The organism is Planctomycetota bacterium, from assembly GCA_038746835.1.
Taxonomy (GTDB): domain Bacteria; phylum Planctomycetota; class Phycisphaerae; order Tepidisphaerales; family Tepidisphaeraceae; genus JBCDKH01.
The window spans coordinates 1-23,599 of record JBCDKH010000033.1; the positions used below are offsets into that span (position 1 = coordinate 1).

The 23,599-nt window shown below is 66.8% G+C and carries 26 protein-coding genes; 20 read left to right on the forward strand and 6 right to left on the reverse strand.

All coding sequences use genetic code 11. From position 1 onward, the window contains the following. Positions 1 to 136 precede the first annotated feature (136 nt). The 5 genes from cysK to AAGI46_05390 all read left to right on the forward strand — a co-directional run bounded on the left by cysK (position 137) and on the right by AAGI46_05390 (position 4,368). Positions 137 to 1,126 carry a cysteine synthase A gene (gene cysK / locus AAGI46_05370; protein ID MEM1011634.1) on the forward strand — a complete coding sequence of 330 codons (990 nt, stop codon included), beginning with the start codon at positions 137 to 139 and terminating at the stop codon, positions 1,124 to 1,126. A gap of 184 nt (positions 1,127 to 1,310) precedes the next feature. Continuing rightward, complete coding sequence (locus AAGI46_05375) at positions 1,311 to 2,387, forward strand: PHP domain-containing protein (GenBank protein MEM1011635.1); 1,077 nt, start codon at positions 1,311 to 1,313, stop codon at positions 2,385 to 2,387. 41 nt (positions 2,388 to 2,428) lie between these two features. Continuing rightward, positions 2,429 to 2,941 (forward strand): hypothetical protein, encoded by a 513-nt coding sequence (locus AAGI46_05380; protein ID MEM1011636.1) that lies wholly within the window; start codon positions 2,429 to 2,431, stop codon positions 2,939 to 2,941. Between the two features lie 144 nt (positions 2,942 to 3,085). Next, a complete protein-coding gene (gene ndk / locus AAGI46_05385) occupies positions 3,086 to 3,493 on the forward strand; it encodes a nucleoside-diphosphate kinase (GenBank protein ID MEM1011637.1) in 408 nt (135 codons plus the stop codon). Further along, positions 3,490 to 4,368 (forward strand): alpha/beta hydrolase, encoded by an 879-nt coding sequence (locus AAGI46_05390; protein MEM1011638.1) that lies wholly within the window; start codon positions 3,490 to 3,492, stop codon positions 4,366 to 4,368. Before ndk ends, AAGI46_05390 begins: the two co-directional genes overlap by 4 nt. A 7-nt stretch (positions 4,369 to 4,375) precedes the next feature. Here AAGI46_05390 and AAGI46_05395 read toward each other — a convergent pair whose 3' ends face one another. Continuing rightward, positions 4,376 to 5,839 (reverse strand): sulfatase, encoded by a 1,464-nt coding sequence (locus tag AAGI46_05395; protein MEM1011639.1) that lies wholly within the window; start codon positions 5,837 to 5,839, stop codon positions 4,376 to 4,378. 181 nt (positions 5,840 to 6,020) lie between these two features. Here AAGI46_05395 and AAGI46_05400 point away from each other — a divergent pair, with 181 nt between their 5' ends. The 3 genes from AAGI46_05400 (at position 6,021) to arfB (ending at position 9,235) form a co-directional block, all read left to right on the forward strand. Beyond that, a complete protein-coding gene (locus AAGI46_05400; GenBank protein MEM1011640.1) occupies positions 6,021 to 6,875 on the forward strand; it encodes a hypothetical protein in 855 nt (284 codons plus the stop codon). A 102-nt stretch (positions 6,876 to 6,977) separates the two neighbouring features. Further along, positions 6,978 to 8,624, forward strand: a complete 1,647-nt coding sequence (locus tag AAGI46_05405; GenBank protein ID MEM1011641.1) for a cation:proton antiporter — start codon at positions 6,978 to 6,980, stop codon at positions 8,622 to 8,624. Between the two features lie 164 nt (positions 8,625 to 8,788). After that, a complete protein-coding gene (gene arfB / locus AAGI46_05410; protein ID MEM1011642.1) occupies positions 8,789 to 9,235 on the forward strand; it encodes an alternative ribosome rescue aminoacyl-tRNA hydrolase ArfB in 447 nt (148 codons plus the stop codon). A 124-nt stretch (positions 9,236 to 9,359) separates the two neighbouring features. On the opposite strand, the gene AAGI46_05415 is transcribed toward arfB, so the two are convergent. From AAGI46_05415 to AAGI46_05435, 5 genes are read right to left on the reverse strand one after another with little or no spacing between them, the layout of a single operon-like run. Continuing rightward, positions 9,360 to 10,541 (reverse strand): amidohydrolase family protein, encoded by a 1,182-nt coding sequence (locus AAGI46_05415; protein ID MEM1011643.1) that lies wholly within the window; start codon positions 10,539 to 10,541, stop codon positions 9,360 to 9,362. A 36-nt stretch (positions 10,542 to 10,577) separates the two neighbouring features. Further along, positions 10,578 to 11,471: a GTPase gene (locus AAGI46_05420; protein MEM1011644.1), complete on the reverse strand. Its 894-nt coding sequence runs from the start codon at positions 11,469 to 11,471 to the stop codon at positions 10,578 to 10,580. Beyond that, positions 11,468 to 12,250, reverse strand: a complete 783-nt coding sequence (locus tag AAGI46_05425; protein ID MEM1011645.1) for a type III pantothenate kinase — start codon at positions 12,248 to 12,250, stop codon at positions 11,468 to 11,470. The genes AAGI46_05420 and AAGI46_05425 overlap by 4 nt, the downstream gene beginning before the upstream one ends. A gap of 16 nt (positions 12,251 to 12,266) precedes the next feature. Then, entirely contained in the window at positions 12,267 to 12,947 is a 681-nt protein-coding gene (locus tag AAGI46_05430) for a hypothetical protein (GenBank protein ID MEM1011646.1), read from the reverse strand. Positions 12,948 to 12,990: 43 nt separating this feature from the next. Continuing rightward, positions 12,991 to 14,988: an ATP-dependent DNA helicase RecQ gene (locus AAGI46_05435; GenBank protein ID MEM1011647.1), complete on the reverse strand. Its 1,998-nt coding sequence runs from the start codon at positions 14,986 to 14,988 to the stop codon at positions 12,991 to 12,993. A gap of 83 nt (positions 14,989 to 15,071) precedes the next feature. Between AAGI46_05435 and AAGI46_05440 the strand changes: the two genes are divergently transcribed. The 12 genes from AAGI46_05440 to AAGI46_05495 all read left to right on the forward strand — a co-directional run bounded on the left by AAGI46_05440 (position 15,072) and on the right by AAGI46_05495 (position 23,443). Further along, entirely contained in the window at positions 15,072 to 15,692 is a 621-nt protein-coding gene (locus AAGI46_05440; GenBank protein MEM1011648.1) for a superoxide dismutase, read from the forward strand. 415 nt (positions 15,693 to 16,107) lie between these two features. Further along, positions 16,108 to 16,764 carry a lysophospholipid acyltransferase family protein gene (locus tag AAGI46_05445; protein MEM1011649.1) on the forward strand — a complete coding sequence of 219 codons (657 nt, stop codon included), beginning with the start codon at positions 16,108 to 16,110 and terminating at the stop codon, positions 16,762 to 16,764. 8 nt (positions 16,765 to 16,772) lie between these two features. Next, positions 16,773 to 17,162 (forward strand): MazG-like family protein, encoded by a 390-nt coding sequence (locus AAGI46_05450; GenBank protein ID MEM1011650.1) that lies wholly within the window; start codon positions 16,773 to 16,775, stop codon positions 17,160 to 17,162. Then, complete coding sequence (locus AAGI46_05455; protein MEM1011651.1) at positions 17,159 to 17,659, forward strand: DUF2752 domain-containing protein; 501 nt, start codon at positions 17,159 to 17,161, stop codon at positions 17,657 to 17,659. Before AAGI46_05450 ends, AAGI46_05455 begins: the two co-directional genes overlap by 4 nt. A gap of 73 nt (positions 17,660 to 17,732) precedes the next feature. After that, positions 17,733 to 18,470, forward strand: a complete 738-nt coding sequence (locus tag AAGI46_05460) for a hypothetical protein (protein ID MEM1011652.1) — start codon at positions 17,733 to 17,735, stop codon at positions 18,468 to 18,470. Positions 18,471 to 18,520: 50 nt separating this feature from the next. Then, entirely contained in the window at positions 18,521 to 19,009 is a 489-nt protein-coding gene (locus AAGI46_05465; protein MEM1011653.1) for a hypothetical protein, read from the forward strand. Between the two features lie 30 nt (positions 19,010 to 19,039). After that, entirely contained in the window at positions 19,040 to 19,576 is a 537-nt protein-coding gene (locus AAGI46_05470) for a YfcE family phosphodiesterase (GenBank protein ID MEM1011654.1), read from the forward strand. A gap of 113 nt (positions 19,577 to 19,689) precedes the next feature. After that, positions 19,690 to 20,283: a GNAT family N-acetyltransferase gene (locus tag AAGI46_05475; GenBank protein ID MEM1011655.1), complete on the forward strand. Its 594-nt coding sequence runs from the start codon at positions 19,690 to 19,692 to the stop codon at positions 20,281 to 20,283. Between the two features lie 21 nt (positions 20,284 to 20,304). Beyond that, positions 20,305 to 20,874, forward strand: a complete 570-nt coding sequence (locus tag AAGI46_05480; protein ID MEM1011656.1) for an SIS domain-containing protein — start codon at positions 20,305 to 20,307, stop codon at positions 20,872 to 20,874. After that, positions 20,858 to 22,078 carry a chromate efflux transporter gene (gene chrA / locus AAGI46_05485; protein MEM1011657.1) on the forward strand — a complete coding sequence of 407 codons (1,221 nt, stop codon included), beginning with the start codon at positions 20,858 to 20,860 and terminating at the stop codon, positions 22,076 to 22,078. Before AAGI46_05480 ends, chrA begins: the two co-directional genes overlap by 17 nt. Before the next feature lie 165 nt (positions 22,079 to 22,243). Next, complete coding sequence (locus AAGI46_05490; GenBank protein MEM1011658.1) at positions 22,244 to 22,918, forward strand: lamin tail domain-containing protein; 675 nt, start codon at positions 22,244 to 22,246, stop codon at positions 22,916 to 22,918. 117 nt (positions 22,919 to 23,035) lie between these two features. After that, positions 23,036 to 23,443, forward strand: coding sequence for a (2Fe-2S) ferredoxin domain-containing protein (locus AAGI46_05495; GenBank protein MEM1011659.1), 408 nt, complete (start codon positions 23,036 to 23,038; stop codon positions 23,441 to 23,443). The last annotated feature ends 156 nt before the right edge of the window (positions 23,444 to 23,599 follow it).

Consider the following 23,599-nt stretch of genomic DNA (forward strand, 5'->3'; position numbering starts at 1 on the left):
GATGCGGCTCGAGCCGTCGGAACGTCACCGACACCAACCCCGGACGCAGCGTTGCCATTGCATGAAGGTAGCAACCGACCGGTGGCCGCATACCCTATCGCCAACTAGGAATCTCCGACCCTTCAACCCACGCATCATGCCTCTCAAGCCCCACGGCCGCATTTACGATTCGATCGCCGACACCGTCGCCGGCACGCCACTGGTGCGGATCAATCGGCTCATTCCCGAAGGTCAGGCGACCGTGCTGGCCAAGTGCGAGTTCTTCAACCCGCTGGCCAGCGTCAAGGACCGCATCGGCTACAACATGATCTCGGTGGCCGAAGAGGCCGGGAAGATCACGCCCGGCAAGAGCGTCATCATCGAGCCCACCAGCGGCAACACCGGCATCGCGCTCGCCTTCATGTGCGCCGCCAAGGGCTACCGCTGCATCCTGACGATGCCCGAGAGCATGAGCATCGAGCGGCGTCGCCTGCTGGCGGCGCTGGGTGCCGAGCTCGTCCTGACCGAGGCCGCCAAGGGCATGAAGGGTGCGATCGCCAAGGCGGAAGAACTGGCCGACGCGACGGCCGACAGCTTCGTGCCCGGTCAGTTCCACAACCCGGCCAATCCGGAGATCCACAAGCAAACCACGGCCGAGGAGATCTGGGCGGACACCGGCGGCAAGGTCGACGCGATCGTCGCCGGCGTCGGCACGGGCGGGACGATCACCGGCGTGGCCGAGGTGCTCAAGGAGCGGAATCCCGACTTCAAGGCGATCGCAGTCGAGCCGGTCCACTCGCCAGTCATCACGCAGACCCGCGAGGGCCACGAACTTCAACCCGGGCCGCACAAGATTCAGGGCATCGGTGCCGGTTTCGTGCCGGACAACCTGCATTTGGACGCGGTGGACGAGGTGGTTCAGATCAGCAACGACGACGCCTTCGCCTGGGGCAAGCGGCTGGCGAAGGAAGAGGGAATCATGGGCGGCATCTCCAGCGGCGGCAACATCTGCGCAGCCGCCCAGGTCGCCGCCCGGCCCGAGATGAAGGGCAAGACGATCGTCACGATCATGTGCAGCTTCGGCGAGCGGTACCTCAGCACCCCGCTGTTCGAGTCGACGCCCGACGCGCCGGCCGCGACGGTCTGATCGATGACAGATCGAAGGGAACGGACGCCGAAGCGGAAGCTTCGGGTCGTGTGTTTGGCGTGGACCCAGAACCCGAAGCTTCCGCTTCGGCGTCATGTCGACATCGTCAGCCGTTTCGCATGTTTTAACGATCGCTCCGCGACCCTTGGTCGAATTGCCCTCGGTGCGTTAGGCTCACCCGATCGTGAAGAGCCGGTTAAGACCACTTCCACCGGGCCTGGCGGCCTTCGGTAGCCCGGCGGCGGGCGCGGGTGGTGGGGCCAACGGAGCGTCGCGGCCACTCCTGCGTGGACTCGGGCAGACGCCGATGCCCAAGGTCGCTCAGCCGGTTCGTCGCAATGGCAACGGGACGTCGTCGATTCCGCTGTACGTCGACCTGCACACCCACACGACCGCCAGCGACGGCACCGATAGCCCGGCCGGCCTCATCCGTCGTGCCAAGGCTGCGGGACTGTCGGCGGTCGCGATCACCGATCACGACACCGTCGCCGGCCTGCCCGAAGCGGCGAACGAGGCACGTCGGCTCGGCATCGAGTTCCTGCCCGGCATCGAGATCAGCGCCGCCTACCCCAGGCCGGGCGTCATGCACCTGCTCGGCTACGGGTTCGACCCGAACGATGCCGGCCTGCGTCGCCTGACCGCCCACTTGCAGGACGCCCGGCACGAGCGGAACGAATTCCTCGTTACCAAGCTCCGCTCCGTCGGCATCGAGGTGACGTTCGAAGAGCTGCACGAAATCGCCCGCGGCCGCAACGGCGGTGCCGACGACGCCCGCGTCATCGGTCGGCCGCACTTTGCCAAGCTGCTGCTTATCAAGGGGTACGTCTCCCACGTTCACGCCGCCTACCGCTACTACCTCGGCAACACGGGCGCGTTCCGATTCGACCGTCGCGAGCCCGAACCGGCCGAGGCGATCGCGGCCGTTCGTTCGGCGGGTGGCGTGGTGTCGCTCGCGCACCCGAACCAGCTTCGCAAGCAAAACTTCGCCCAACTCGCCAGCGAAGTCGGCCATCTCGCGTCGCTCGGCCTGGACGGCGTCGAGGTCATCTACAACGACCACCGCGAGAGCTTCGTCGCCGAGCTCAAGGACCTGCGCCGGCGTCACGACCTGCTCATGACCGGCGGCAGCGACTTCCACGGCTCGGCCAAACGCTGGATCGTCCTCGGCCGCTGCGGCAATCGGCGTCGCGTGCCCCGAAAGTACTACGACGCCCTGCTCGTCCGTGTCCGTGAGCGGCGCGGCGCGTGCGTCCCGGTTTGATCGTCCTTAAGCACGAGGTGGTTTGCGTCGATGCTCTTGAAGTGACGTTGGCGGATCAGACGTTGGTGCGACGCGGGTGGCGGGAGCGTTGGTTGGCTTTGGCCGGCGCGACGCGGGGCGGCGGCATTGTGACCGTGGCCGTTGCAGTGGCGATTCTGTGGATGGTCGTCCTCCGGCCAACGGTGCGAACGCCTTCTGGCGAGCTGCACGTGCACACGGGCCGGGTCGAAGCCGTCGACGAGAAAGGCCAAGTCGTCTTCTCCTACCAGGTTCACGACCGGACGTACTACGCCCAGCGCGTCTGGCCGACGATCGAGCGCACGGTGGACCGCGCAGACGGCCGACTGCCGGAGGTCGGGAAGCGCATTTCGATCATGTTCGACCCGTACGACCCGAGCCACGTGCGGCTCTGTGCTGATACAACCCGCAACTCGCGAAGCGTCGCCTGTCTTGCCGGAATGCTCGCCCTGGTCGGACTGCGGTCGAGCTTCACCGACGAGCAAGACGAAGAGCCGACCGACGTGCCGATGTACAAGGGCACGACGCTGGCTTAGACCGACACTGTTCTCTGTCATCCCGAGCGCAGCCGAGGGACCTCGCAGCGGTTCTGCTCCAGCGTCCAGACGAGGTCCTTCGACTCGCTGCGCTCGCTCAGGATGACGGTGTGTGGCTTTGTCGCGCGTGACTACCGTGCACGCATGGCCACCGATAAGACCTTCGTTCTGCTCAAGCCCGACGCCGTCCAACGCCGACTCGTCGGCGAGATCATCGGCCGCTTCGAGGCCAAGGGCTTCGTCGTCGAGAAGATGCAGATGATGACCGTCACCCGCGAGACGGCCGAGACGCACTACGGCGAGCACAAGGGCAAGCCGTTCTACGAGGACCTGGTCTCGTTCATCACCGGCGGGCCGAGCGTGGCCCTGTGCCTCAGCGGTGACTCCGTGGTGCCGGTCGTCCGCAAGATGATGGGCGCGACCAAGTTCATGGACGCCGAGCCCGGCACGATCCGCGGCGATTACGCCCACGACATGACGGCCAACCTCGTCCACGGCAGCGACTCGCCCGAGTCGGCCGAGCGCGAGCTTGGCATTTTCTTCGGCTCGTGAGCGAGCGAACCGGCTGGTCTCGATGGCTCAAGCGACGGCTGATCGCTGTGGCCGTCGGGCTGGCGGTCTACTTTGTGGTGATGTTCCCGCTGGGTTGCGGCAGGGCCTTGGCCGACCGGTTGCTGTTGTTCGGCTCGACGCGACCGATGGCCGCCGCCGGTGCGACGCCGGCGACGATCGCGTCGGATGTCGGCGAGCTGGAGGTCTTCATCGCCACCAGCGCTTCGGCCATCGGTCGGCCGCCGGAGCGATACGTGCTCCGGCTGATGGGCAACGCCAGCCGCGCGGAGGTTGAGGCCACGCCGACCGCCCAGCGTTGGAACGACGTGCCGACGGAAGTGTGGGCGCTGAACTATCCCGGCTTCGGCGCATCGCCCGGGCCGCAGAGTCTTCGGAAGCTGCTGCCCGCGGCCGAGGCAGTTTGGGAGGCGATGAACACGCAGGCAGGCGATGCCCCGTGCTACGTCGACGGCGACTCAATGGGCACGGCCGTCGCACTCGCACTGGCGACCAAGCGTCGCGGCGATCTGCCGGTGGCCGGCCTGATCCTGAAAAACCCGCCGCCTCTGCGGCAGCTGATCATGGGTCGCTACGGCTGGTGGAATCTGTGGCTGGCGGCGTGGCCGTTGGCGTCGGGTGTGCCCAGCGAGCTCGACTCGATCGCCAACGCCGCCCAGTGCCACACGCCGGCCATCTTCCTTCAGGCGACCGGCGACAGTCTGATCCCGCCGGCGTACCAGAATCAGATCATCGACGCTTACGCGGGCCGAGCGGTCGTGATCGAGTTGGTCGACGCCGACCACAACACGCTGCCGACGATGGAAGAGGAGCAGGCGATCCGGGACCGGATCGCCCAGCACTTCCGCGAGCCGTGACCGCCTGCTACGCGAAGCCGAGTCGTTCGAATTGCTCCGGCGGTGCGTCGATGTCGGCCATCATCGCCTTCATGCGGTCGGCCAACTCGCTCTCGAGGTCGGCGTTGTCGAGCGGTCGATCCTGAGCGGGATCGTCGGCGAGGTCGAAGAGGAGCGACGAGCTCTGCTCCGGCCGGCTGCCTGTCGGGCCGGTGGCAAGAGGCCGGATGCCTTCAGAGTCGGCCAGCGGCTCGGCCAGCGTCGCGCCGCGAAGCTGCTCGAGCGGAAAGGGCTCGCGCATCGTCATCGGCATCATCGTGTAGGCCGGGCACTTCACATCCTCCCGGCCGCCGCGGTAGTAGGCGTGACGCTCGGTGACGAGGTTCGCCCGTGCGTTGAAGTAGCCAAACAGTACCGCGTCGCGGGTTGCCTCGTCGTCGCACAGGTCCAGCCCCGTCGCATGCTTCGGCGGTGCGCAGCCGAAGAAACCTGCCAGCGTCGGTGCCAGGTCGATCGCCGGCTGAACCAGCTTGCCCGTCCGCGTGCCGCCTCGATCGCTGTGACGCGGATCGTGGACGAAGAGCGGCGTGTGGCTGACCTCCTCGTAGAGCGGCGGCGTGTTTTTCATCATCCAGTCGTGCTCGCCCAGCAGCAGCCCGTGGTCGGTGCAGACGATTAGCATCGTGTCGTCCCACAGGTCGTGCTCGTCGAAGGCGTCCAGCACCCGGCCGAGGCTGGCGTCGCACTTGGCGAGCAGCGCCGCATAGTTGCGGCGGGCTTTCTCGACCAGCTTCCCTTCCGGTGCTCTGCCGTAGTTGGGCCAGTCGAAGATCGGATCGCCCCGCTCGTTGTCCGGATCGGGGAAGAGCGACTTCCACAGCGGATCGCACGTGAATGGCTCGTGCGGGTCAAAGCACTCAATGTGCAGGACCCACTTGTCCTCGTCGGCGTTGCGATCGATGAAGTCGAGGCCTGAGTTGAAGGTGTGGGTCTGGTAGTGGTCTTCGTCGTGGGCGGTGTAGGGGCGATTGACCCAGTCCTGCCGCTGGAGCTTGCCGTTGACGTGGTCGGGCGTGTCGACCTCGCCGACCTGCCCGATCCACGGGTCGCCCTCCTGGCCGCGGAAGAACTCCCAGGAGTCGTAGCGGGCGTGGTAGTTGGCTCCGCCCGTCTCGAAATAGTGGTAGTGGTCGGTCGACAGGTGGCTGTAGACGCCGGCGTCGTCGCGCAGGCGGGTGAAGATCGAGTCGTCCCACGGCTCCAGCGGGCCCCAGCCACGCCGCATGAAGCTCGGCCGGCCGGTGTGCATGTCGCGACGGGCGGGCATGCAGGGCATCGAGCAGACGTAGCTGCGGTCGTACGTTCGTGCCCGGCGGGCCAGACGGGCGAAGTTGGGCGTCCGCGTCCAGGCCGCCCCGTACGGCGAGAGGAAGTGCCGATTCAGCGAATCGAACATCACCACGACGGCACGTCGGCGTTCTGGTTCGGGCATGGCTCTGGCTTAACGCGGGTCGGCAGGCGTGTCAAAGTGACATTTTCGATCCGGTCCGGCGGCTTATCAGACCTCGCGAGCAGTTCGGTCTGATGTCCCAGGGCGTTGCGCGTCGACAAGAGGTACAGCGGTCGCGTTGGCGGCCGGTTGCTGCTTTGCGTCCGGCCGACACGTCCGTACGATGCCCGCCCACCTGCTCATGCCTGCCGCCGATCACGCCGTCGCTACCGCCGCCCTTGCCGCCATCGCGGGACTTTTCGTCTCGGTCGATACCGCTTCGGCGCAGCTCGCCTCTGAGGAGGCCGACCTCCAAGCCACTCGCCACGAGGGCTCGATGTCGCTGCTCGACTCTGCGGTCTACCTGCAGGATGCCGGCCCGGCCGACAGTGCCGACGAGCCGAACCTGTTCGAGCGGGTCAACACGCCGACCCGTGCCCCCTTCTACACGCGATTCGGCACGCAGCTGCTCTTCCCGCAGGACCTGACCTTCTCCGGTGTGACCACCGAGGCGGTCCCGTCGTCGGATCCGAACTCGCCTGGCTTGGTCGACGTCGACGTGCCGCAGGACCTCACCCTCGGCTGGGGTGGCGGCCTGTACGCGGCATTCGGTTACGGCTTTGCACCCAACGCGCGGTTCAACCCGCGTATCGAAGCGGAGTATCTGCTCCTGCTGGCCGACTTCCGCGACGCCATCGATGACGGCATGACGTGGAACAGCTTCGGCCTGAACGGCATCGTCGACGCCCGGCTCGGCCCGAACGTCAAGGTCTACGGCGGCGTCGGTGGCGGCCTGGCCTACGTCAGCTTCGCCAACCCGCCCGTTGCCCTTTCGAGCGGTGCCGGCGTGGCCGTCGGCAGCGATGACGACGTCGCCCTCTACGTCCAGGGCCTTGGCGGCATGCTCTTCCGCTTCGACGACGACATCGATATCGACCTCGGCGTCCGCTACATGTTCAGCGACCTCGACGTCTTCAACGGCGATGTAGAGATGCAAAACGTCGTCTTCCAGATCGGTCTCCTGCTCCACCTCGACTAGCAGGGACTAGCTGGCGTTTCGGGCACGATCTGAAGCTCGTGTCACCTGTTTTCGACCGTTTGCTGGAGCAGAAGCGAGCAACTACCGGTAGGGTTTGAGCTCATGCTGCTGCCGCTGTTGATCGCTGCCGGTGAGGTGACGTTCCTGCCCGAGCTGACGGCAATCGTCGTCGCAACGGCGGTCTTCGGTTACCTGTGCCAGCGGTTCGGAATTGTCCCGATCGTCGGCTTCTTGCTCGCGGGCGTGCTCGTGGGACCGGGCGGCATCGGCGGACGACTCGGCCTGCTCGACGACGAGGCCGTCATCCAGGCCGTCGCGGATTACGGCGTCATCCTGCTGCTCTTCACCATCGGCCTCGAGTTCAGCCTCGACAGGCTCGCCGCCATCCGCAAGCTGATCTTCGGGGCCGGAACGCTGCAGGTGGTCGGGACGATCGCCGTCGTCGCGGGCATCGTGAGCCTCTTCGCCGACTTGCGGGCCGCCCTGTTCACCGGGTGCCTCGTCAGCCTCAGCTCGACGGCCATCGTGCTCAAGCTGCTCGGACCCAGTGCCTCGGCCAGCGACGGCCCCGGACAGGCATCGCTGGGCGTGCTGATCTTCCAGGACCTGGCCGTCGTGGCGATGGTGATGCTCGTCCCCATGCTCGCCGCCCCGGCCGAGGGCGAGACGACGTCGCTCGCGAGCGGGCTGGGCGACATGGGCTGGGCGCTGGTCAAGGCCGGTGCCGTCATCGCGGCCGTGCTGCTGCTGGCGAGGCGGGCGGTGCCGGTGGTCATGGAATATGTGGCCCGCACCTGCCGGGGCGAGATCTTCTTCCTGACCACGATCGCCATCTGCATCGCCACCGCCTGGCTGACGAGCCTGGCCGGCGTGAGTGCGGCCCTGGGCGCGTTCCTCGGCGGCCTGATGGTCAGCGAGAGCAAGTTTCGCCACCACGCCATCGGCGAGGTCATGCCGCTGCAGATCCTCTTCAGCGCCGCCTTCTTCGTCAGCGTCGGCATGCTGCTCGACCCGGCCTTCGTCTTGCAGAACATCGGGCTCATCGCCGGCATCGTCATCGCTGTGGCGGCGGTGAAGACGCTGATCACGACGCTCGCAGTCAAGGTCGTCGGCCGGAGCTGGCGTCAGTCGGCGGGCGTGGGTCTGATTCTGGGGCAGGTAGGCGAGTTCGCGTTCGTGCTGGCGACGGTCGGCGGCGCCGCCGGTCTGGTACCGCTGGGCCGGGCGGACGGCTTCGACGTCTTTATCGCCGCCAGCGTGGTGCTCATGCTCCTGACGCCCGTCATGGCGAGCCTGGGACTCAAGCTCGCCGGCGGTGCGGATGCCGGCAACGACGAGGCCGGCTTGCGGGGTCACATCGTCATCGACGGCTTCGGCGACCTGGGACGACGACTCGCGGGCGAGTTGAAAGAGCGCGACGTGCCGTGCGTGGTCGTGACGATGAGCCCCGCCGGTGCGACGGACGCCGAGTCAGCGGGGTTCGAGACGGTCCGCGGTGAAACCGACCGCTCCGGCAGTCTCGAAGCCGCCGCGACCTTACAGGCCAAGGCCGTTGTGATCGCGGACGACGACGCAGAGAAGGCAACGCGTGCGACTTCCGTCGCCCGCTGGTGGCTCGACCAAGGCGGCCGAGGCGGCCGTGTGATTGTCGTGGCCGACGACGCCTACGCCGACGAACTCCGCGACGCCGGCGCGCACGTCGTCCTTGCCCCGGCTGAGTCGCGCCAGCTCGTAAGGTACGTCTGCTGAGTTGACTTGTGATTCACCAGAGGACGTTCTCCTCTTTCACGCGAGGACGCCGTGGGCTGAGCGAAGCGATGCCCCGGAATGCGGCTCCACCACGCCTCGCCCCGGAAGTCTTCCCACTCCCGCAACGCAACCCCCCGCCCCCACCCACCCCTACGCTGCTCGCGATGTCGAGCGTCTACGAGGAGGGCCAGCACCTGCGGCTCGGGCCAAGCGCCCGCGTCGCCCTGGCCGACTTGCGCGAGCAGACGAGCCGCTCGTCGGGCCCCGGCGGCCAGTCGGTCAACAAGCTCGACACGGCCGTCGAGCTTTGGATCGCCGTCGACGCCATCCTCGGCCTCGATGAGCACGCCCAAGCCCGGCTTCGCAAGATCGCCGGGTCGAAGCTGACCAAGAGCGACGAGGTCCACCTCCGCACCGAGACGGCCCGGAGCCAGCGCGACAATCGTCAAACCAACCGGGAAAAGCTGGCAGAATTGGTCGCCCGAGCGCTGCATCGGCCGAAGGTGCGACGCAAAACCAAGCCCAGCCGCGGCGCCGTCCGTCGCCGCCTCGAAGCCAAGCGGCAGCACGGAGAGAAGAAGCAACGCCGCCGCGCCGACCGCGTGGGGTGAGTCATCACCTCGTCATCCTGAGCGGAGCGAAGCGGAGTCGAGGGACCTCGCTCAGTTCTCCAACATCCCGCAGGCGAGGTCCTTCGAATCGCCGCTCCGCTCGCTCAGGATGACGGATCGCTGGTTACGGCAGAGGAGGCAATCCGAAGAGCTTGGCGGCGTTTTCGTAGTAGACCTGCCTCAACACATCATCCGGTAGGAAGATGCCATAGATCTTCCACTCGCCGGTTGGCGGGAAGTCGTGTTCGTGATAGTCGAAGTACTCGTCGTCCGTTTCGAGAAACTGGTAGTACCGCCGATACCGCGGCTGGTTGGGCCGGCCGGGATAACGATCGGTGCCGAAAAGGATGCGGTCGGAGAACTCAAGGAAGAACCGCCTGGCCGAGTACGGCTGTCGGCCCAGCTCGGCGACGCGGCCGGAGATGTCGGCGTGCAGGTTTGGCAACCGACGCATCCGCTCGGCCACGCTCGCGAGGTCCTCCGCCTCGTTACCGACGTGGGCCCCGATGAACTGCGTGTTGGGATGACGGGCGATCATGCGATCGCGTTCGGCCAGAACCTGCTCGCGACTGGGGAACTCCTCGCCGTGGAACGACCAGGAGGGCCGGCGGTAGAGCTGGGTCCACCGCTCGTTGTCCGCGTCGATCGGATCGAAAAACGCGGCCGGGTCGGCGACGTGGATCAGCACGGGCATGCCCAGCTCGCCGCAGGTCCGCCAGACGATGTCCAGCCGCGGATCATCGACGGCGACGCGGTTCCCGGCGTCGTCCTTCAACGTCAGGCCGAGGTTTTTCCAGATCTTGAGACCCGACGCACCGGCAGCTTTAGCTTCTTTGATATAAGACTCGTAAAAAGCGTCGTCACCGAATCTGCTATAATCCAAATTGAAGAGAATTAGGAATCGTTCATTAAAGAATCGCTCGCGCATCGCGGCGACCTCGTCAACAGTATCGCCGCCACTGAGGTTGACGGCGAAGGCGACGTTTCGTTGGTCCATCGCCGCGAGCATGGCGGCCGGGTCTTCCCGCATTGACCAGTGGCAGTGCACGTCGACGGCCGGGAACTTCGCCGCCTCGGGGATCGTGTGCTCGGTGCGGAGCTGCGACTTCGGGTAGTAGTCGAGGAGGATGGTGTCCCCCGCGTAGACGGCGGTGCCGACCTCGTTGGCTCCCGCGCCGGGTGGCCGGACGACGGTGCTGGCGGCCTCACGGGTGGTCGGTCCAGCCTCGCCGGCGTCCTGGCCGTAGACGATGGCGATGATTCCGCCGGTGGCGATCCAGAGGGCGAGTGCGAAGAGCCAACGCATGCCGCCGATCGTAACGGCGAACGCGCGGCGTTTGCGTCACCAGAGCAGCGGCCGGGGCGGAAGATCGAGCCGGCAGCCGAGTCGGCGAGCGATTTCTTGCTCCAGCTTGTCGATGTTCCGCCGTCGGGTGGCCGACATGTTGAGTCCGGTCGCCGCGGGGACAAGATCGGTCTTGTTCCAGACATCCAGCGTACCGGGCCGAGTACCAGGAAGTTCCGCAGGTCGCGTTGCATCGAGCACGCGAACGACAAGGTCGGCGGCGTCGATGACGCGGTCCGAGAGGTCGATCGCGGCGCGCTCCACGTGGGCCATTTCCGGGTCGTCGCGCCGGCCGGGCGTGTCGGCGAGCAGGACCGGCAGCCGGCCATTGCAGAGGACGGCGGTCGTCTCGACCCAGTCCCGGGTCGTCCCCGGCCGATCCGCGACGAGGCTCGCCTGCCGACCGGCTAACGCGTTGACCAGTGTCGACTTACCCGCGTTGGCCGGACCGACGATGGCGACCAGTGCGGGGGTCAGCAGACGCTGGAGCGTTCGGTCTTCGGGGTCGGCGTCGGCAGGGTCTGCATGTTCCTGGGCCGCAAGCAGTTGCAGGCCGGCGACGGTGGTCGCGTGCGGCAGCAAGTCCCGCCAAGTCGACGGTGGCGGAGCGGAAACGCGTGAAAACCCCTTATTTTCTGCATCCTCGAGGAACCGGTCGACGATCCGGCGTCCGCCGTGGAGGTGGACTTCGAACCAGCCGTCGCCTCCGCGGACGAGCGGATCGTCGAGCACCGAGCCGTCGTCGAGCGTCCAGTCGCCGTGCGTCAGCCGCCCCGGGCTGGGAACGCGATTGAATCGTTTTTCAAGGAAAAACGAGGCATCCGGTCCGTCGATTCGCACGACGGCCAGAGCGGCCGCGCCCGGGGCCGTGAGCAGGCGGACGCGGTTCACGTCTTGTGTTTGATGTGATGATTGGCGTAGGCCAGTGCGATCCCGTAGAGCGTGAGGTCGCGGCTGACGGCGTGGATCAGCTCAAACGGCTCGTCGCCCCCGAAGAGATCGAACGCCTCGCCCCCCGTGGCGATCACCTCCGGCCAGACGGCCTGGGTCATGGCGTGCCGCTCGACGCTCTCGCGAACGAGCCCGCGGAGGGCTTGCACGATGCCGGCGTTGACCGCCGTTTCGGTGCTTTTCCCGTAAGAATCAGCTGAAAACGAGGGTCGCACTTCGGGCAGTTGCGGCGCGACCTGGTGCAGCGCCTTGGCCATGAGCGAAGCACCAGGCGCGATGCAGCCGCCGAGGAAGGTGCCCTGGTCGTCGCAGAAGTCGACGGTGATCGCGGTGCCGGCGTCGACGACGACGCAGGCCTTTTTCAACTGCTCGTAGGCGGCAGCGACGTTGAGAACGCGGTCGACGCCCGTGCGGTCCGGCTCGTCGGTCGCGACGGCGATCGGCAGGTCGACGTCGAGTCCGACCCGCTGCGACCCGCCCCACCCGGCGGCCTTGACGAGATGCTCGACTTCCTGGGAAAAACTGGCATTGCTGGCCGCAATGACGACCTCGGCGTCGTGGCCTTCGAGCCGCTCGCGGGCCTGCTCGATCGCCCCTTCGACATTGGCCGGCTCGGAGACGTCGGGTCGCCACGACTCGACGAGCTCACCGGCCTCAAAGGCCCCGAGCTTCACGCGTGCGTGCCCGACGTCGATGGCCAGCAGGTTGATGTCCGCCATGCCGGGAGGTTAGCGGTCACAGCTGCATCGGTCGGCCCGCGCGGACGTCGTCGGCGTGGCGGAGGATCTCGTCGCCCCCGCCGGCGTAGACGAGTTGACCCAGCTCTCGGAGCAGATCTAGGTCGACAGGAACGCCCATCGTGTCGGCGGCCAGTAGAAGTCGAGCGAAATCAAGCCCGTCCTGCTGGCGATCGAGCAGCTGTCTTCCCAGGAAAATCATCGAATTGAACTTCATCGCGAGCAGGCTCTCGACCGATGGCACCCGCACTGGTGTCCCGTCGACGGTCACCTGCTGACCTGTCTTGACGACCCGGCGAAACAGCTTGCTCTGCTTCGCCTTCATGACGTCGACGGCCTCGTCGCCGTCGAGCAGTAGTCGCGTCACGACGGGCGTGTCGCGTGCCTGAAGCTCTGGAAAAGCAGCCAGAAGCGCCTCGGCCGCCTTCTTGGGGGCGTCGGTCAGGACATCGACATCCCGCGTCGCCCGTGGCCTGCCCGTGTGGGCGTTGACGGCGTGGGCGCCGGCAAGGACGTAGGGCACGCCGGCCTCATCGAGCACGCGAGCGACGGCGGACGGGGTGATCTTCATGCCGTAGTAGACGCTGAGCGCGACGCCCTCCTCCACCAGTTCCGCCATCGGCCGATGCCGGAGCGGCTCGCGTGGAATGGCCGGTGTGTCGAGGTCAACGCGAGGCATTAGCTCTCCAATTCTACCAAAAAACCGAGGAAAGTGCCACTCGTCACACCCGCGACGGGTACTCGTCGTTGACGTCGACATCGCCGTCGGCGACGAAGCGGGGACCCTCTTCCGGCGGCTCGTCGTGGAGGGCGGCGAGGAGGGCCTGGCCGTAGACGGCGACTTTGCGGGGGCCCATGCCCTTGATCTGCGTCAGGGCTTCCGCATCGGCGGGGGCTTCGGCGGCGATGAGGCGGAGAGTGCGGTCGTTGCAGACGCAGTACGCCGGCAGGCCGCGGTCGCGGGCGAGTTCGGTGCGGACGGACTTGAGCCGCTGGAACCGGTCGCCTCCGGCAGTGTCAAGTTGGATGAGTTTCTTGGGGGACTCAGGCGATCTTCGGCTCGGCCGCAGCGGGGCCAAGTCCGCCAGCGGCGTCGGCGGGTCGACCTCGGCCTTCATCACGCGAACGCCCGCCTGGCTCAGCTTCACCACCTTGTACCGCGGGTCGCCGTCGATCGCCGCCTGCTGGACGAGGCCGACTTCGATGAGGCGGTGCAGCATGGCGATCACCTGCTTGGTCCGCAGGTCGCCCAGCAGGCCGTGTGTCGGCAGGCGATCGTGGCCGCGACGGGTGACCTTCTCGCTCTCGCTGCCGGTGAGGACTTCGGCCACCGTGCCGACGCCAACCTTGTCGTTCAGGCGTGCCACGCCGCTGAGCAGCTTGCGGATCAGGTCACGCGTCCGATCGTCGACGGCGACGACGTTCTCCTCGTCGTCAGGCACCTCGCCACTTCGGCAGACGTCGCATCGGCAGTGCTCGGTGTCGACGCGGGCGACGTCGCCGAAGTAGTCGAGGATCTGCTGTCGTCGGCAGCGGAAGGTGCTGGCGTAGCCGATCATGCGGTCGAGCTTGTCCCGCTCGCGACGCTTGATCTCCTCGACCAGTTCCGGGTCGGCCTCGTCGGCACCCTTGATGTTGTCGATGAAGTATTCCTGCGTGAAGCGGTCTTCGTAGCTGAAGAGCAGCACGCAGCGGGCCGATTGCCCGTCGCGACCGGCCCGGCCGGCTTCCTGGTAATAGGCCTCGAGGCAGCCGGGCGTGTTGAAGTGGGCGACGAGTCGGACGTCGGGCTTGTTGATGCCCATGCCGAACGCGTTGGTCGCGACGGCCACGCCGTTGGTGGTGCGGAGCCAGCGTTCCTGGTTGTCGGTCCGTGCGGCCGGGTCCATGCCGCCGTGGTAGCTCATCACCGGGCGACTCGGCAGATGCTGCGACAGGTGGTCCGTCACCTCGTCGACGCTCTTGCGGGTCGCGCAGTAGACGATGGCCGTGCCGGAACCGCGGGTGACGAGGTCGACGAGCGTGTCGAGCTTGTTGCGTTTGCCGCGGATGCGACGCGACTCGTACCGCAGGTTCGGGCGATCGAAGCCGGTGACGACGATCGACGGGTCGGACAGGCCCAGGCTGCGGGCGATGTCGTCGCGGACTTCGGCTGTCGCCGTCGCGGTGAGGGCGATCGTGGGCGGGTTGCCCAGGTCGTGCCGGACGTCGCCGAGGTTTTGGTAGTCGGGCCGGAAGTCGTGGCCCCACTGGCTGATGCAGTGGGCCTCGTCGATGGCGAAGAGCTTGGGCGAGAGGTCGCCGACCATGCGTCGGAAGCCGGCGTTGGCGAACCGCTCGGGCGCGACGTAGAGCAGGCCCTCGAAGCCGTTGTCGAGGTCGGCCAGCGTTCGCCTCACCTCGTCGGCGGGCATGTTGCTGTTGAGCATGCGACAGGCGATGCCCGCGTCGCGCAGCTGGCCAGTCTGGTTCTCCATGAGGGAGATCAGCGGGCTTACGACGAGCGTCAGGCCGTCTTGCTGCGTGGCCGGGAGCTGGTAGCAGAGGCTCTTGCCCGCCCCCGTCGGCATGACGCACAGGACGTCTCGACCGGCCAGAACGTCCTCCACGACTTCGCGTTGCATCGGACGAAACTGGTCCAGCCCGAACGTCTGCCGCAGGGCAGACGTCAAGTCATCGGTCGGCGCATTGGCCTGCTGGTCTTCGGTCGTGAGCACCATCCGTGGCGTTCGATGGTACGGCCTGGCCGCTCAAAGGTTTTCCTGCTTCGCGCGGCGCGTCAGTTGCAGGATCGTGTCAGCCCATGGCTTACACCACCGTCCAAGATCTTGAATACGACTACAGCGCGCTCGAGCCCCACATCGATGAGGCGACGATGCGCGTCCACCACGACAAGCACTACGCGACCTACGTCAGCAAATACAACGACGCCGTCAAAGGCACCGAGTTTGAGGACAAGCCTCTTCACGAGGTGCTCGCCGACGGGGCGAGCGCAGTGCCTGACAGCATTCGTCAGGCCGTCATCAACAACGGCGGCGGAGCGCACAACCACGCGCATTTCTGGGAGATGATGGCCCCGGCCGGCAATGGCGGCGGTGGCGAGCCCGTCGGCGAGTTGGCTGCCGCGATCACCAAGACCTTCGGCTCGTTCGAGGCCTTCAAGGACGAGTTCAAGAAGGCCGCCATCGGCCGGTTCGGTTCGGGCTGGGCGTGGCTGGTCAAGGAAGGCGACGAACTCAAGGTCACCAGCACGCCGAATCAGGACTCGCCGATCATGCACGGCCAGATGCCGATCCTCGGCCTGGACGTCTGGGAGCACGCCTACTACCTCAACTACCAGAACAAGCGGCCCGACTACGTGGACGCGTTCTGGAACGTCGTCAACTGGCCCTACCTGAACGATCGGTTCAACCGGGCCGAGTAGCCGCTGGCGGGCGCTGTTCCTGCTGACCAGATTTTCAGGAGCAGCAGCTTGACGTCCCCGGCGAGTGGGGTACTCTTGTTCTAACAAGCAACGGCCGGAACAGGCCTCACCAGCATTCCCCACCCCCCCGACGCGGCCTGCCACTTGTTGGCAGGTCGCGTTCTTTTGCGTTGCGGCTATTGGAAACGCGTAGCTGTCGCAAGGTCTTGTTCCTGGTGTTTGTTTTGTGAGCCGACGCGTTGCCGCGTTGAGCGGTGAGCGAAGCGAGCCTCTTGGAGCCGGGAGCGTTCCAACGCGACGGTGGCTCGCTGGCGCTCACCGCGAAGCGGGCGTCTGCAGGGAGAACGCGACCGGATTCGTTTTTGGGGCGGCTGTGTTCAAACGCTGGCGGTTGCCGCTCCTAGTCTCGCCGCCCATGCGTGCCGACGGCTCTCTGGACCTGGGCGACCCGACGACGGGAACGCTCTTTTACAAGACGGCACAGGCACTCTTCCGCGTCGTTGCCACGCTCGCGTTCGACCTCAAGGTCTACGGGCTCGAACGCGTGCCACGGACGGGCGGGGTGCTGATCGTCAGCAATCACCAGAGCTACCTCGACCCGCCGATGCTGACGCTGCGTCTGCCCAGGCCGGCAGCGTTCCTGGCCAAGAGCGAGCTGTTCCAGGGCGGGCTCTTTGATCGTGCAATCCGAAACGTCAACGCCTTCCCCGTCCGACAAGGTGCCGGCGACATGGGGGCGATGCGGGAGTCGATCGCCCTGCTCAAGCACGGCTGGCTCCTCACTGTCTTCGCCGAGGGCATGCGGTGCTACGACGGCCAGATCGGTCCGGCCCAGAAGGGCGCCGGCCTGATGGTCCGAAAGGCCGGCGTGCCGGTGGTGCCGACGGTGATCGACGGTGCGTTCGACGCCTGGCCACGCGAGGGCGCGAAGCTGCCGAAGCTAAAGCCGATCCGCGTCTATCACGGGCATCCCGTCGACCTGTCCCACCTCAAGGCCGACGACGTCCGCAAATGGATCGATGACACGCTTCCGCCGATGCTCGATGACCTCCGCGCTGGTCGCGTCCCGTAGTGTCCCGCGTGGACGATCGTCACGACCTGCGTCGCCTCACCGACGCCCTGCTCCGCTTCAGAGGCGAGCGGGACTGGGAGCAGTTCCACAACCCGAAGGACCAGATGCTCTCGCTCAGCCTCGAGGCAGCCGAGCTGCTGGAGCTGGCCCAGTGGAAGAATGGGCAGGAGCTGGACGAGCACCTCGTGGTCCGTCGACGCGAGTTGGGCGACGAGCTGGCGGACGTGCTCGGCTGGGTGCTCTTGATCGCGCACGACCAGCAGATCGACCTCGCCGATGCGTTTGAGGCCAAGCTCGCCGCCAACGCCCAGAAGTACCCGGTCGACGCCTCCCGCGGCCGGGCGGAAAAGTGGACGGCCTACGCGAACGCCAAGGCCTCGGCGAAGGGCGACGCATGACCGACGTGCCCGCCGTGCCGCCGATGAAGGTCCTGATGCCGCCGCGCGAGCCGGTGCGGGCGACGACGACTGCGCGTCTGCTCTGCGTCGGCATTGCGCTCGGCTGCATCGGCTTGCTTGCCACCGCCGCATACCTCTCGCCCGATCCGGCCGGCGTTGGCACGACGTCGCGCCTGGGCATTCCGACATGTGGCTTCCTCGACCGGACCGGACTGCCGTGCGCGGGCTGCGGCATGACGACGGCCTTCAGCCACGCCGTCCGGTGGGAGTGGATTTCGGCGTTCATCGTCCAGCCGTTCGCGGCACTGATGGCCATCGCGGCGGCGATCACCATCTGGACGTCGGGCTACATCGCGGTGACGGCCCGTCCGGTCCACCGGCTCATCTCCCGCGCCGCCACCGGCCGGGGCGGGACGATCGCAATCGTCGTCGTCGCGCTCGGCATCGCCTCGTGGGGCTGGAAGCTGGCGTGGGTGCTGCTGATCGAGTCGAGCTGATTGGCGTTCTGGGCATCAGTCCGATCACGTGGAGATGGTGTGCTCCGAGCGACGAATCGCTACGCTGCGGGCCTTGCGACGTCGCCCCAATGGTCTTCGTGCCCTACTCCTCGCCGCTGCGGGCGGATTGGTGGCGATGTCGTCGGGCTGCAACATTCTCGGCTTCGCCGCCTCGACGCTGCCGCCGCCCATTGTCGAGCCGGCGTACGAGGACCTCGGCGGGCACACGCTGGGCGTCATCGTCTGGGCGACGCCTGAGATCGACGTCAGCCACCCGGCCCTGACGCGTCAGATCGGCAAGCTGGTCGAGGATCGACTCGTCGCCGCCCGCGACGGCAACAAACGCACCACGCGTCAGTCGCTCGAAGGCATGACGATCGCCTACCCGGCACGGTCGTACATCCGAGCCTTCCGCGACGATCCGACGCTCTCGACGCTGACGGGCGAAGACCTTGCTGCCCTCGCTGGTGCTGAGCGCGTGATCTACGTACAGATCACCCAATTCACCACACGCGGCGGTGCGGCGGCCGGTTTGGTGCGCGGCGTCGCCGAGGTCGGCATTGTCGTTTATGAGGTCGAGGACCCGCTGACGACGTCCGAGGAAGCCTCCATCGCAGCGGCCGACGGCGGGCCACCGCCGGGCGTGGAGGTCTTTCGCGAGCAGGCGATCGCCTTCAGCTTTCCTGAAGACGGGCTGGAAGAAGGCAGCCAGCGACTCCGCCCCGACACCGCCTACGCCGGCCTGGTTGATGTCATGGCCGAGGGCATCGTCAATCGCTTCATCGAACGTCCCGGCGAGGAGCCGTTTTGAGCCGGCTGGTTCTGCTGATTTTCCTCGCCTTCTCGACGGGCGGTTGTGCCTTGTTTACCGCGATCCCGGGCCTCGCTGACAGCAAGAGGCGCGCTCCTGATCGGCCGGGTTCGCAGTTCGACCTGGGCGAGCACGAGGCTTTTCTCGTTCTCGAACGCAACGAGGCGGTCGTCGGCACCGAGATCGCCCTGACCGCTGATCCGGTGATCATCGAGGCCCGCCGATCGCTCCAGGCCAACGACGACGTCGGCTACGCAAGCAGCCGAGCCTCCGCCGGGCGGGTGATCGTCATCGAGCTTGCCGTTCCGGGTGAGGACGACACGCTCGGCACCAACGACATCGGCCTTGCAGCAGCGGATGTCCGCGTGCTCGACCAACTCGGCGACGAGATCTTCCCCGCCGACGGCAGTGCCGGTAAACGCGTCACCGCCAAGATCGCCGTCGACGAAGTGGGCGATCCGAATGAGCTGCGACGCGAATCGTATCGCATGCTGGGCCGGAAGATCGGCGCGATGTTCACCGGCTCGTACGACCGCTGAGGCACAGGGCAGCTGCCGCTACGCTTCGACATGCGGCTCGGCGTGCTCTCCGACACCCACGGCAAGGCCGACGCCTGCCGGGCGGCGGTTGAGTTGTTGCAGAAGGCGAAGGTCGACGCGTTCCTCCACTGCGGCGACATCGGCGACTACGCCCGTCCAGCCGAGCCCGTCTTTGACGCCCTGGCGGGCACCGGCTGCCACTTCGTCTGGGGCAACAACGACGACGTCTCCCCCGCCGCCGCCCGCTACGCCAGCGATTTGGGCCTCGTCCTGCACGAGCCGTACGAGCCGTTCACGCTCGGCGAGACAACGATCGTCCTCGCCCATGGCGACGCCTTCAGCGCGACGAGGCGCCTCCTCCGCGAGGCCGAATCGACGGGTCACGGGCCCGACCTGCTGCTCACGGGACACAGCCACGCACCCCACGACGAACGAATCGGGCCGGTGCGGTGGATCAATCCGGGTGCGCTTTTCCGTACGCGAACCAAGACCGTTGCGACGATCGACACGACGCACCTGACGCGCCGGTCCGCCCTTCGATTGCTGACGGTCGATGTGACCGCATGACTGCTCCGCGCGAGCAGCTGCAGACCGCCCGTAGCCGACTGCTGCAGCCTCCGCTACGCTTCACGCCTTCAGCTTTTCCTTCCTTTCCTTCCACCCAGTCCGCACGACCCGTTTTGTCCGAACCGCAGGCCACAAACCCCGGACCGCTCGCCGACCAGCCGGTGGAGTCGCCGGCCGAGTCCGATGCCGGCTGGAGCGACGCCTACACGATCCGGACGTTTCGCGATGCCGACGCTGAAGCGTGCCGGACGCTGTACACCGCGGGCATTTTGGGCGGGCAGCTTGCGGAGAACGACACCGGCCTCGACATCGACGACATCCCGATGGCCTACTTGCAGGGCGGGCTGAACCACTTCTGGGTCGCCGAGGTCGCCCCCGGCCAGGGTGAGCGCGTCGGCGCGCCCGACGGCACCGTCATCGGCATGATCGGCGTGCAGCACCACGACGAAGGCATCGGCGAGATCCGTCGCCTCCGCGTCGCCGACCCGCACCGCCGCCGCCGCGTCGGCAGCCGGCTTCTCGACATCGCCGTCCGGTTTTGCCGCGAAAAGGGCTGCCTGAAGGTCGCGCTCGACACCTTCATCGAACGCTCCGCCGCCGTATCGCTGTTCGAGAAGCACCGCTTCCGTCACGGCCGAACGCGTCAGACGCAGGGGAAGGACACGCTCTACTTCTACCTCGACTTCTACGCGAGCGAGGAGCGGTAGCCACGCGGCTATCTTCACTCCGTGGCCGATCCCGCAGACCTGCTTCGCCGTGCAGTCGATGAGGCGCACGAGGTCGTCGGCCTTGCCGGCAAGCTCGGGCCGCAGCTTGGCGCTGCTTGCGGCTTGCTCGAAGCCTCGTGGAACGCCGGCGGCAAGCTACTCGTCTGCGGCAACGGCGGCTCATGTGCCGACGCCATGCACCTCGCGGAAGAGCTCGTCGCCCGCTTCCAGGCCGACCGCCGCGGACTGGCCGCGATCGCACTGACGGACCCGACGGTCCTCACCTGCTGCGCCAACGACTTCGGCTACGACCACGTCTTCGCGCGCCAGGTCGAAGCCCTTGGCAAGCCCGGCGACGTCCTGGCAGTCTTGTCGACCAGCGGCAACAGCCCGAACGTCGTCACTGCCCTCGACGCGGCCGAACGAACAGGCCTCAGGACCATCGCCTTCCTTGGCAAGGACGGCGGCAAGATCCGCGGCCGATGCGACGTCGAACTGCTCGTCCCGGCGACCAAGGCGCACCGCATTCAGGAAGGCCACAAGCTGCTCTTCCACACCCTCTGCGAGTGGGCCGATGAGTACGCCAAGTGACCCGCCCGGCAGCCTCGGCGAGATCGCCCGCGTCTTCCTGCGACTCGGCTTCCTCGCCTTCGGCGGACCGGCGGCGCACACGGCGATGATGCAGGACGAGCTGGTCGACAAACGGAAGTGGCTCAGCGGCGAACGCTTCGCCGAGGCCGTGGCGGCTGTGCAGGTCGTGCCCGGGCCGAACTCGACGGAGCTGGCGATCCACATGGGCCAGATCCGCGGCGGATTCAAGGGCCTTCTGGTCGCCGGATGCTGCTTCATCGGTCCGGCCGTGCTGATCATCCTGCCGCTGGCGATCGCCTACGTCGCGGTCGGCGAAATCAGCGATGAGGCGTTGGCCGCACGCGACGTCGTCATGCACACCGTCTCGTCGGCCGTGGTCGCGATCGTCGCGGTGGCGGGTGTTCGGTTGCTCTGGTCGACGGTCAAAGGGCCATTCGGGGCGATGATGGTCGGGCTTGCGCTCGTCCTCGCCCTGCGGCTGCCGACGTTGTTCGACGTCTACGACCTCGCACCGGCGTGGCGTCAGACCGAGCTGATGATCCTCGCTTCGGCGGCGGTCGCGGGCATCGTCGCGGACCGCATCAAGGCCGGCACAGCCGCGCTGGCGGTCGCGGTGCCGGTCGGCGTCGACTCGGGCGAACTCATCCGGATGGCAGGCTTTTTCCTCAAAGTCGGCGGCACGCTCTTCGGCAGCGGCTACGTCCTGGTCAACTATCTGCAGACCGGCCTGACCGAGGACGGACTGGGCTGGCTGACGCAGGCGCAGGTGCTCGATGCCGTCGCCATAGGTCAGGTGACGCCCGGCCCGCTGTTGACGACGAGCACGTTCGCCGGCTACCTGATCGGCAGCGTCACGTTCGAGTTCGGCGTCCTCGGCGCGATCGGCACCGCCCTCCTGGCGACGGCGGCGATGTTCGCCCCGGCCTTCGTCTTCGTCGCCCTGCTCGGGCCGGTGCTGGCGAAGCTGCGTCGGTTCGCCTGGGCCAAGGCGATGCTCTCCGCCATGGCCGCTGCCGCTGTCGGGCTCATTTTCGCGGTCTGCGTCGACCTCACCCCAGCCGCTTTCGCTACGGGCCGGCCGCTTGACCCGATCAACCTCGCCATCGGGGCGGCGACGCTGGTCCTGATGCTCTGGCGACGCGTCAACGCGACATGGCTGATCGGGCTTGCGGTGGTGGTTGGCCTGCTCCGAGCCGTGATCTGATGCGCGGATGGGTTGTTCGCGCCGTTTGTAAGGCAAGGAAGAGACACAATGGCATGTTTCTTCACAAGACATTCACGTGCGGCTCAAAACGGTTTGGGTATGTTCCTTCGCAGTCGCATCCGGCCGCCGGAGCGAGTAACCCTTTTTCGAGAGATTGCACCACCCATGAAGCACACGACCCTTCTTCTCGCCGCCGCCACGACGGTTGCTGCAAGCCAGGCGCAGGCCAACATCGTCATCAACGAGCTGCTTGGCAGCACCAGTGGGAGTGACTGGGAGTTCATTGAACTGTTCAACGCCGGTGTCAGCCCGGTCGACATCAGTGGGTACACCGTGACGCTCTATGACGCCGATGATGGTGGCACGGACGGCGGCAGCCCTTATGTGGTGCCGGACGCCACAACACTCGGTGCTGGCGAGTTCTTCCTCTTCGCCAACCCACTCGCCACGACCGGCTTCTCGGTCGTCCCCGACGTCACACTGCCCGCGAATGCTGTCGAGAACAGCCCATACACCGTGCTCCTCGAGGACTCGGCTGGGGGCAACGTCTACAGCGTTCTTGTGACTGATGGCACAGATGCCCTCGGCGCGAACGAGGCTGGCACGCCAATTGTTGCCGATCTGACAGCTGGTCCCGACGGCACGTTCCTCCCGGCTGGCTTCTTCCTCGAAGTTGATGGCGGCAGCACCGCAGGCTTCCTTGAATTCGGCACCGGCAATCTGACCGGTGGTGCAGGTGCGGGCGGTAGCCCCGGCTTCAGCAACGTTATCCCCGAGCCGACAAGCATCGCCGTCCTGGGCATGGCCGGCCTCGCGGCGCTGCGTCGCCGTCGCGTCTGAGCGACCTCATCCAACAACCGACTTCCGCCCGTCTTCCGGACGCCGCGGAGAAGGTGCTCCGTCGGCCGACGCAATCACGCGTCGGCCGACGGTCGTTATGCGCCGCTAACCTGCCACGTGGCCGACGACTCCGACGCCAAGACCGTCCGGCGGACACCGCCGAAGGAGCTTGCGCCGAAGTTCGGCGTCGGCAAGCTCACCCACCACGTCTTCCTCTGCGATGGCCCGGCCTGCTGTGATTCTGAGCTCGGAAAAAAGGCGTGGGGCCAACTCAAACGGCTTGCCGGTCAGGTCAACCTCGATGAGGAGCAAGACGCCTCGCTCTTTGTCACACGTTGCAGCTGCCTCAAGTTCTGCGATCGCGGCCCGATTGCCGTCGTCTATCCCGATGGCACGTGGTACGAGCTGGCCGACGCCGACGTGATCACGCGGCTCATTGAAGAGCACGTCCTCGGCGGCAAGCCGGTGGAGGAGTTCCGTTTCGCGACGGACGACCTGGGCAGCCGAAACGTGGACCGCGACTGAGAGGTTGGGCGAAAGCCGAGATCGGGCGGCTACTGCTGCTACTGTCGATCATGAAGCCGCTGCCGCGCATGACCAGTTTTCGGCTGCCCAGGTCGTCCGTCGCGAAACGGAACTCCTCCACCGGCTTGCCGCCGAGGACGTGCTCTTCAATGAGCC

What these genes read in the sequence shown, in the direction of transcription:
- cysK (MEM1011634.1), top strand. Translation starts at nt 137, where the DNA reads ATGCCTCTCAAGCCCCACGGCCGCATTTACGATTCGATCGCCGACACC.
- ndk (MEM1011637.1), top strand. Translation starts at nt 3,086, where the DNA reads ATGGCCACCGATAAGACCTTCGTTCTGCTCAAGCCCGACGCCGTCCAA.
- AAGI46_05395 (MEM1011639.1), bottom strand. Translation starts at nt 5,839, where the DNA reads ATGCCCGAACCAGAACGCCGACGTGCCGTCGTGGTGATGTTCGATTCG.
- AAGI46_05400 (MEM1011640.1), top strand. Translation starts at nt 6,021, where the DNA reads ATGCCCGCCCACCTGCTCATGCCTGCCGCCGATCACGCCGTCGCTACC.
- AAGI46_05405 (MEM1011641.1), top strand. Translation starts at nt 6,978, where the DNA reads ATGCTGCTGCCGCTGTTGATCGCTGCCGGTGAGGTGACGTTCCTGCCC.
- arfB (MEM1011642.1), top strand. Translation starts at nt 8,789, where the DNA reads ATGTCGAGCGTCTACGAGGAGGGCCAGCACCTGCGGCTCGGGCCAAGC.
- AAGI46_05415 (MEM1011643.1), bottom strand. Translation starts at nt 10,541, where the DNA reads ATGCGTTGGCTCTTCGCACTCGCCCTCTGGATCGCCACCGGCGGAATC.
- AAGI46_05425 (MEM1011645.1), bottom strand. Translation starts at nt 12,250, where the DNA reads ATGGCGGACATCAACCTGCTGGCCATCGACGTCGGGCACGCACGCGTG.
- AAGI46_05430 (MEM1011646.1), bottom strand. Translation starts at nt 12,947, where the DNA reads ATGCCTCGCGTTGACCTCGACACACCGGCCATTCCACGCGAGCCGCTC.
- AAGI46_05435 (MEM1011647.1), bottom strand. Translation starts at nt 14,988, where the DNA reads ATGGTGCTCACGACCGAAGACCAGCAGGCCAATGCGCCGACCGATGAC.
- AAGI46_05440 (MEM1011648.1), top strand. Translation starts at nt 15,072, where the DNA reads ATGGCTTACACCACCGTCCAAGATCTTGAATACGACTACAGCGCGCTC.
- AAGI46_05445 (MEM1011649.1), top strand. Translation starts at nt 16,108, where the DNA reads ATGCGTGCCGACGGCTCTCTGGACCTGGGCGACCCGACGACGGGAACG.
- AAGI46_05455 (MEM1011651.1), top strand. Translation starts at nt 17,159, where the DNA reads ATGACCGACGTGCCCGCCGTGCCGCCGATGAAGGTCCTGATGCCGCCG.
- AAGI46_05470 (MEM1011654.1), top strand. Translation starts at nt 19,040, where the DNA reads ATGCGGCTCGGCGTGCTCTCCGACACCCACGGCAAGGCCGACGCCTGC.
- chrA (MEM1011657.1), top strand. Translation starts at nt 20,858, where the DNA reads ATGAGTACGCCAAGTGACCCGCCCGGCAGCCTCGGCGAGATCGCCCGC.
- AAGI46_05490 (MEM1011658.1), top strand. Translation starts at nt 22,244, where the DNA reads ATGAAGCACACGACCCTTCTTCTCGCCGCCGCCACGACGGTTGCTGCA.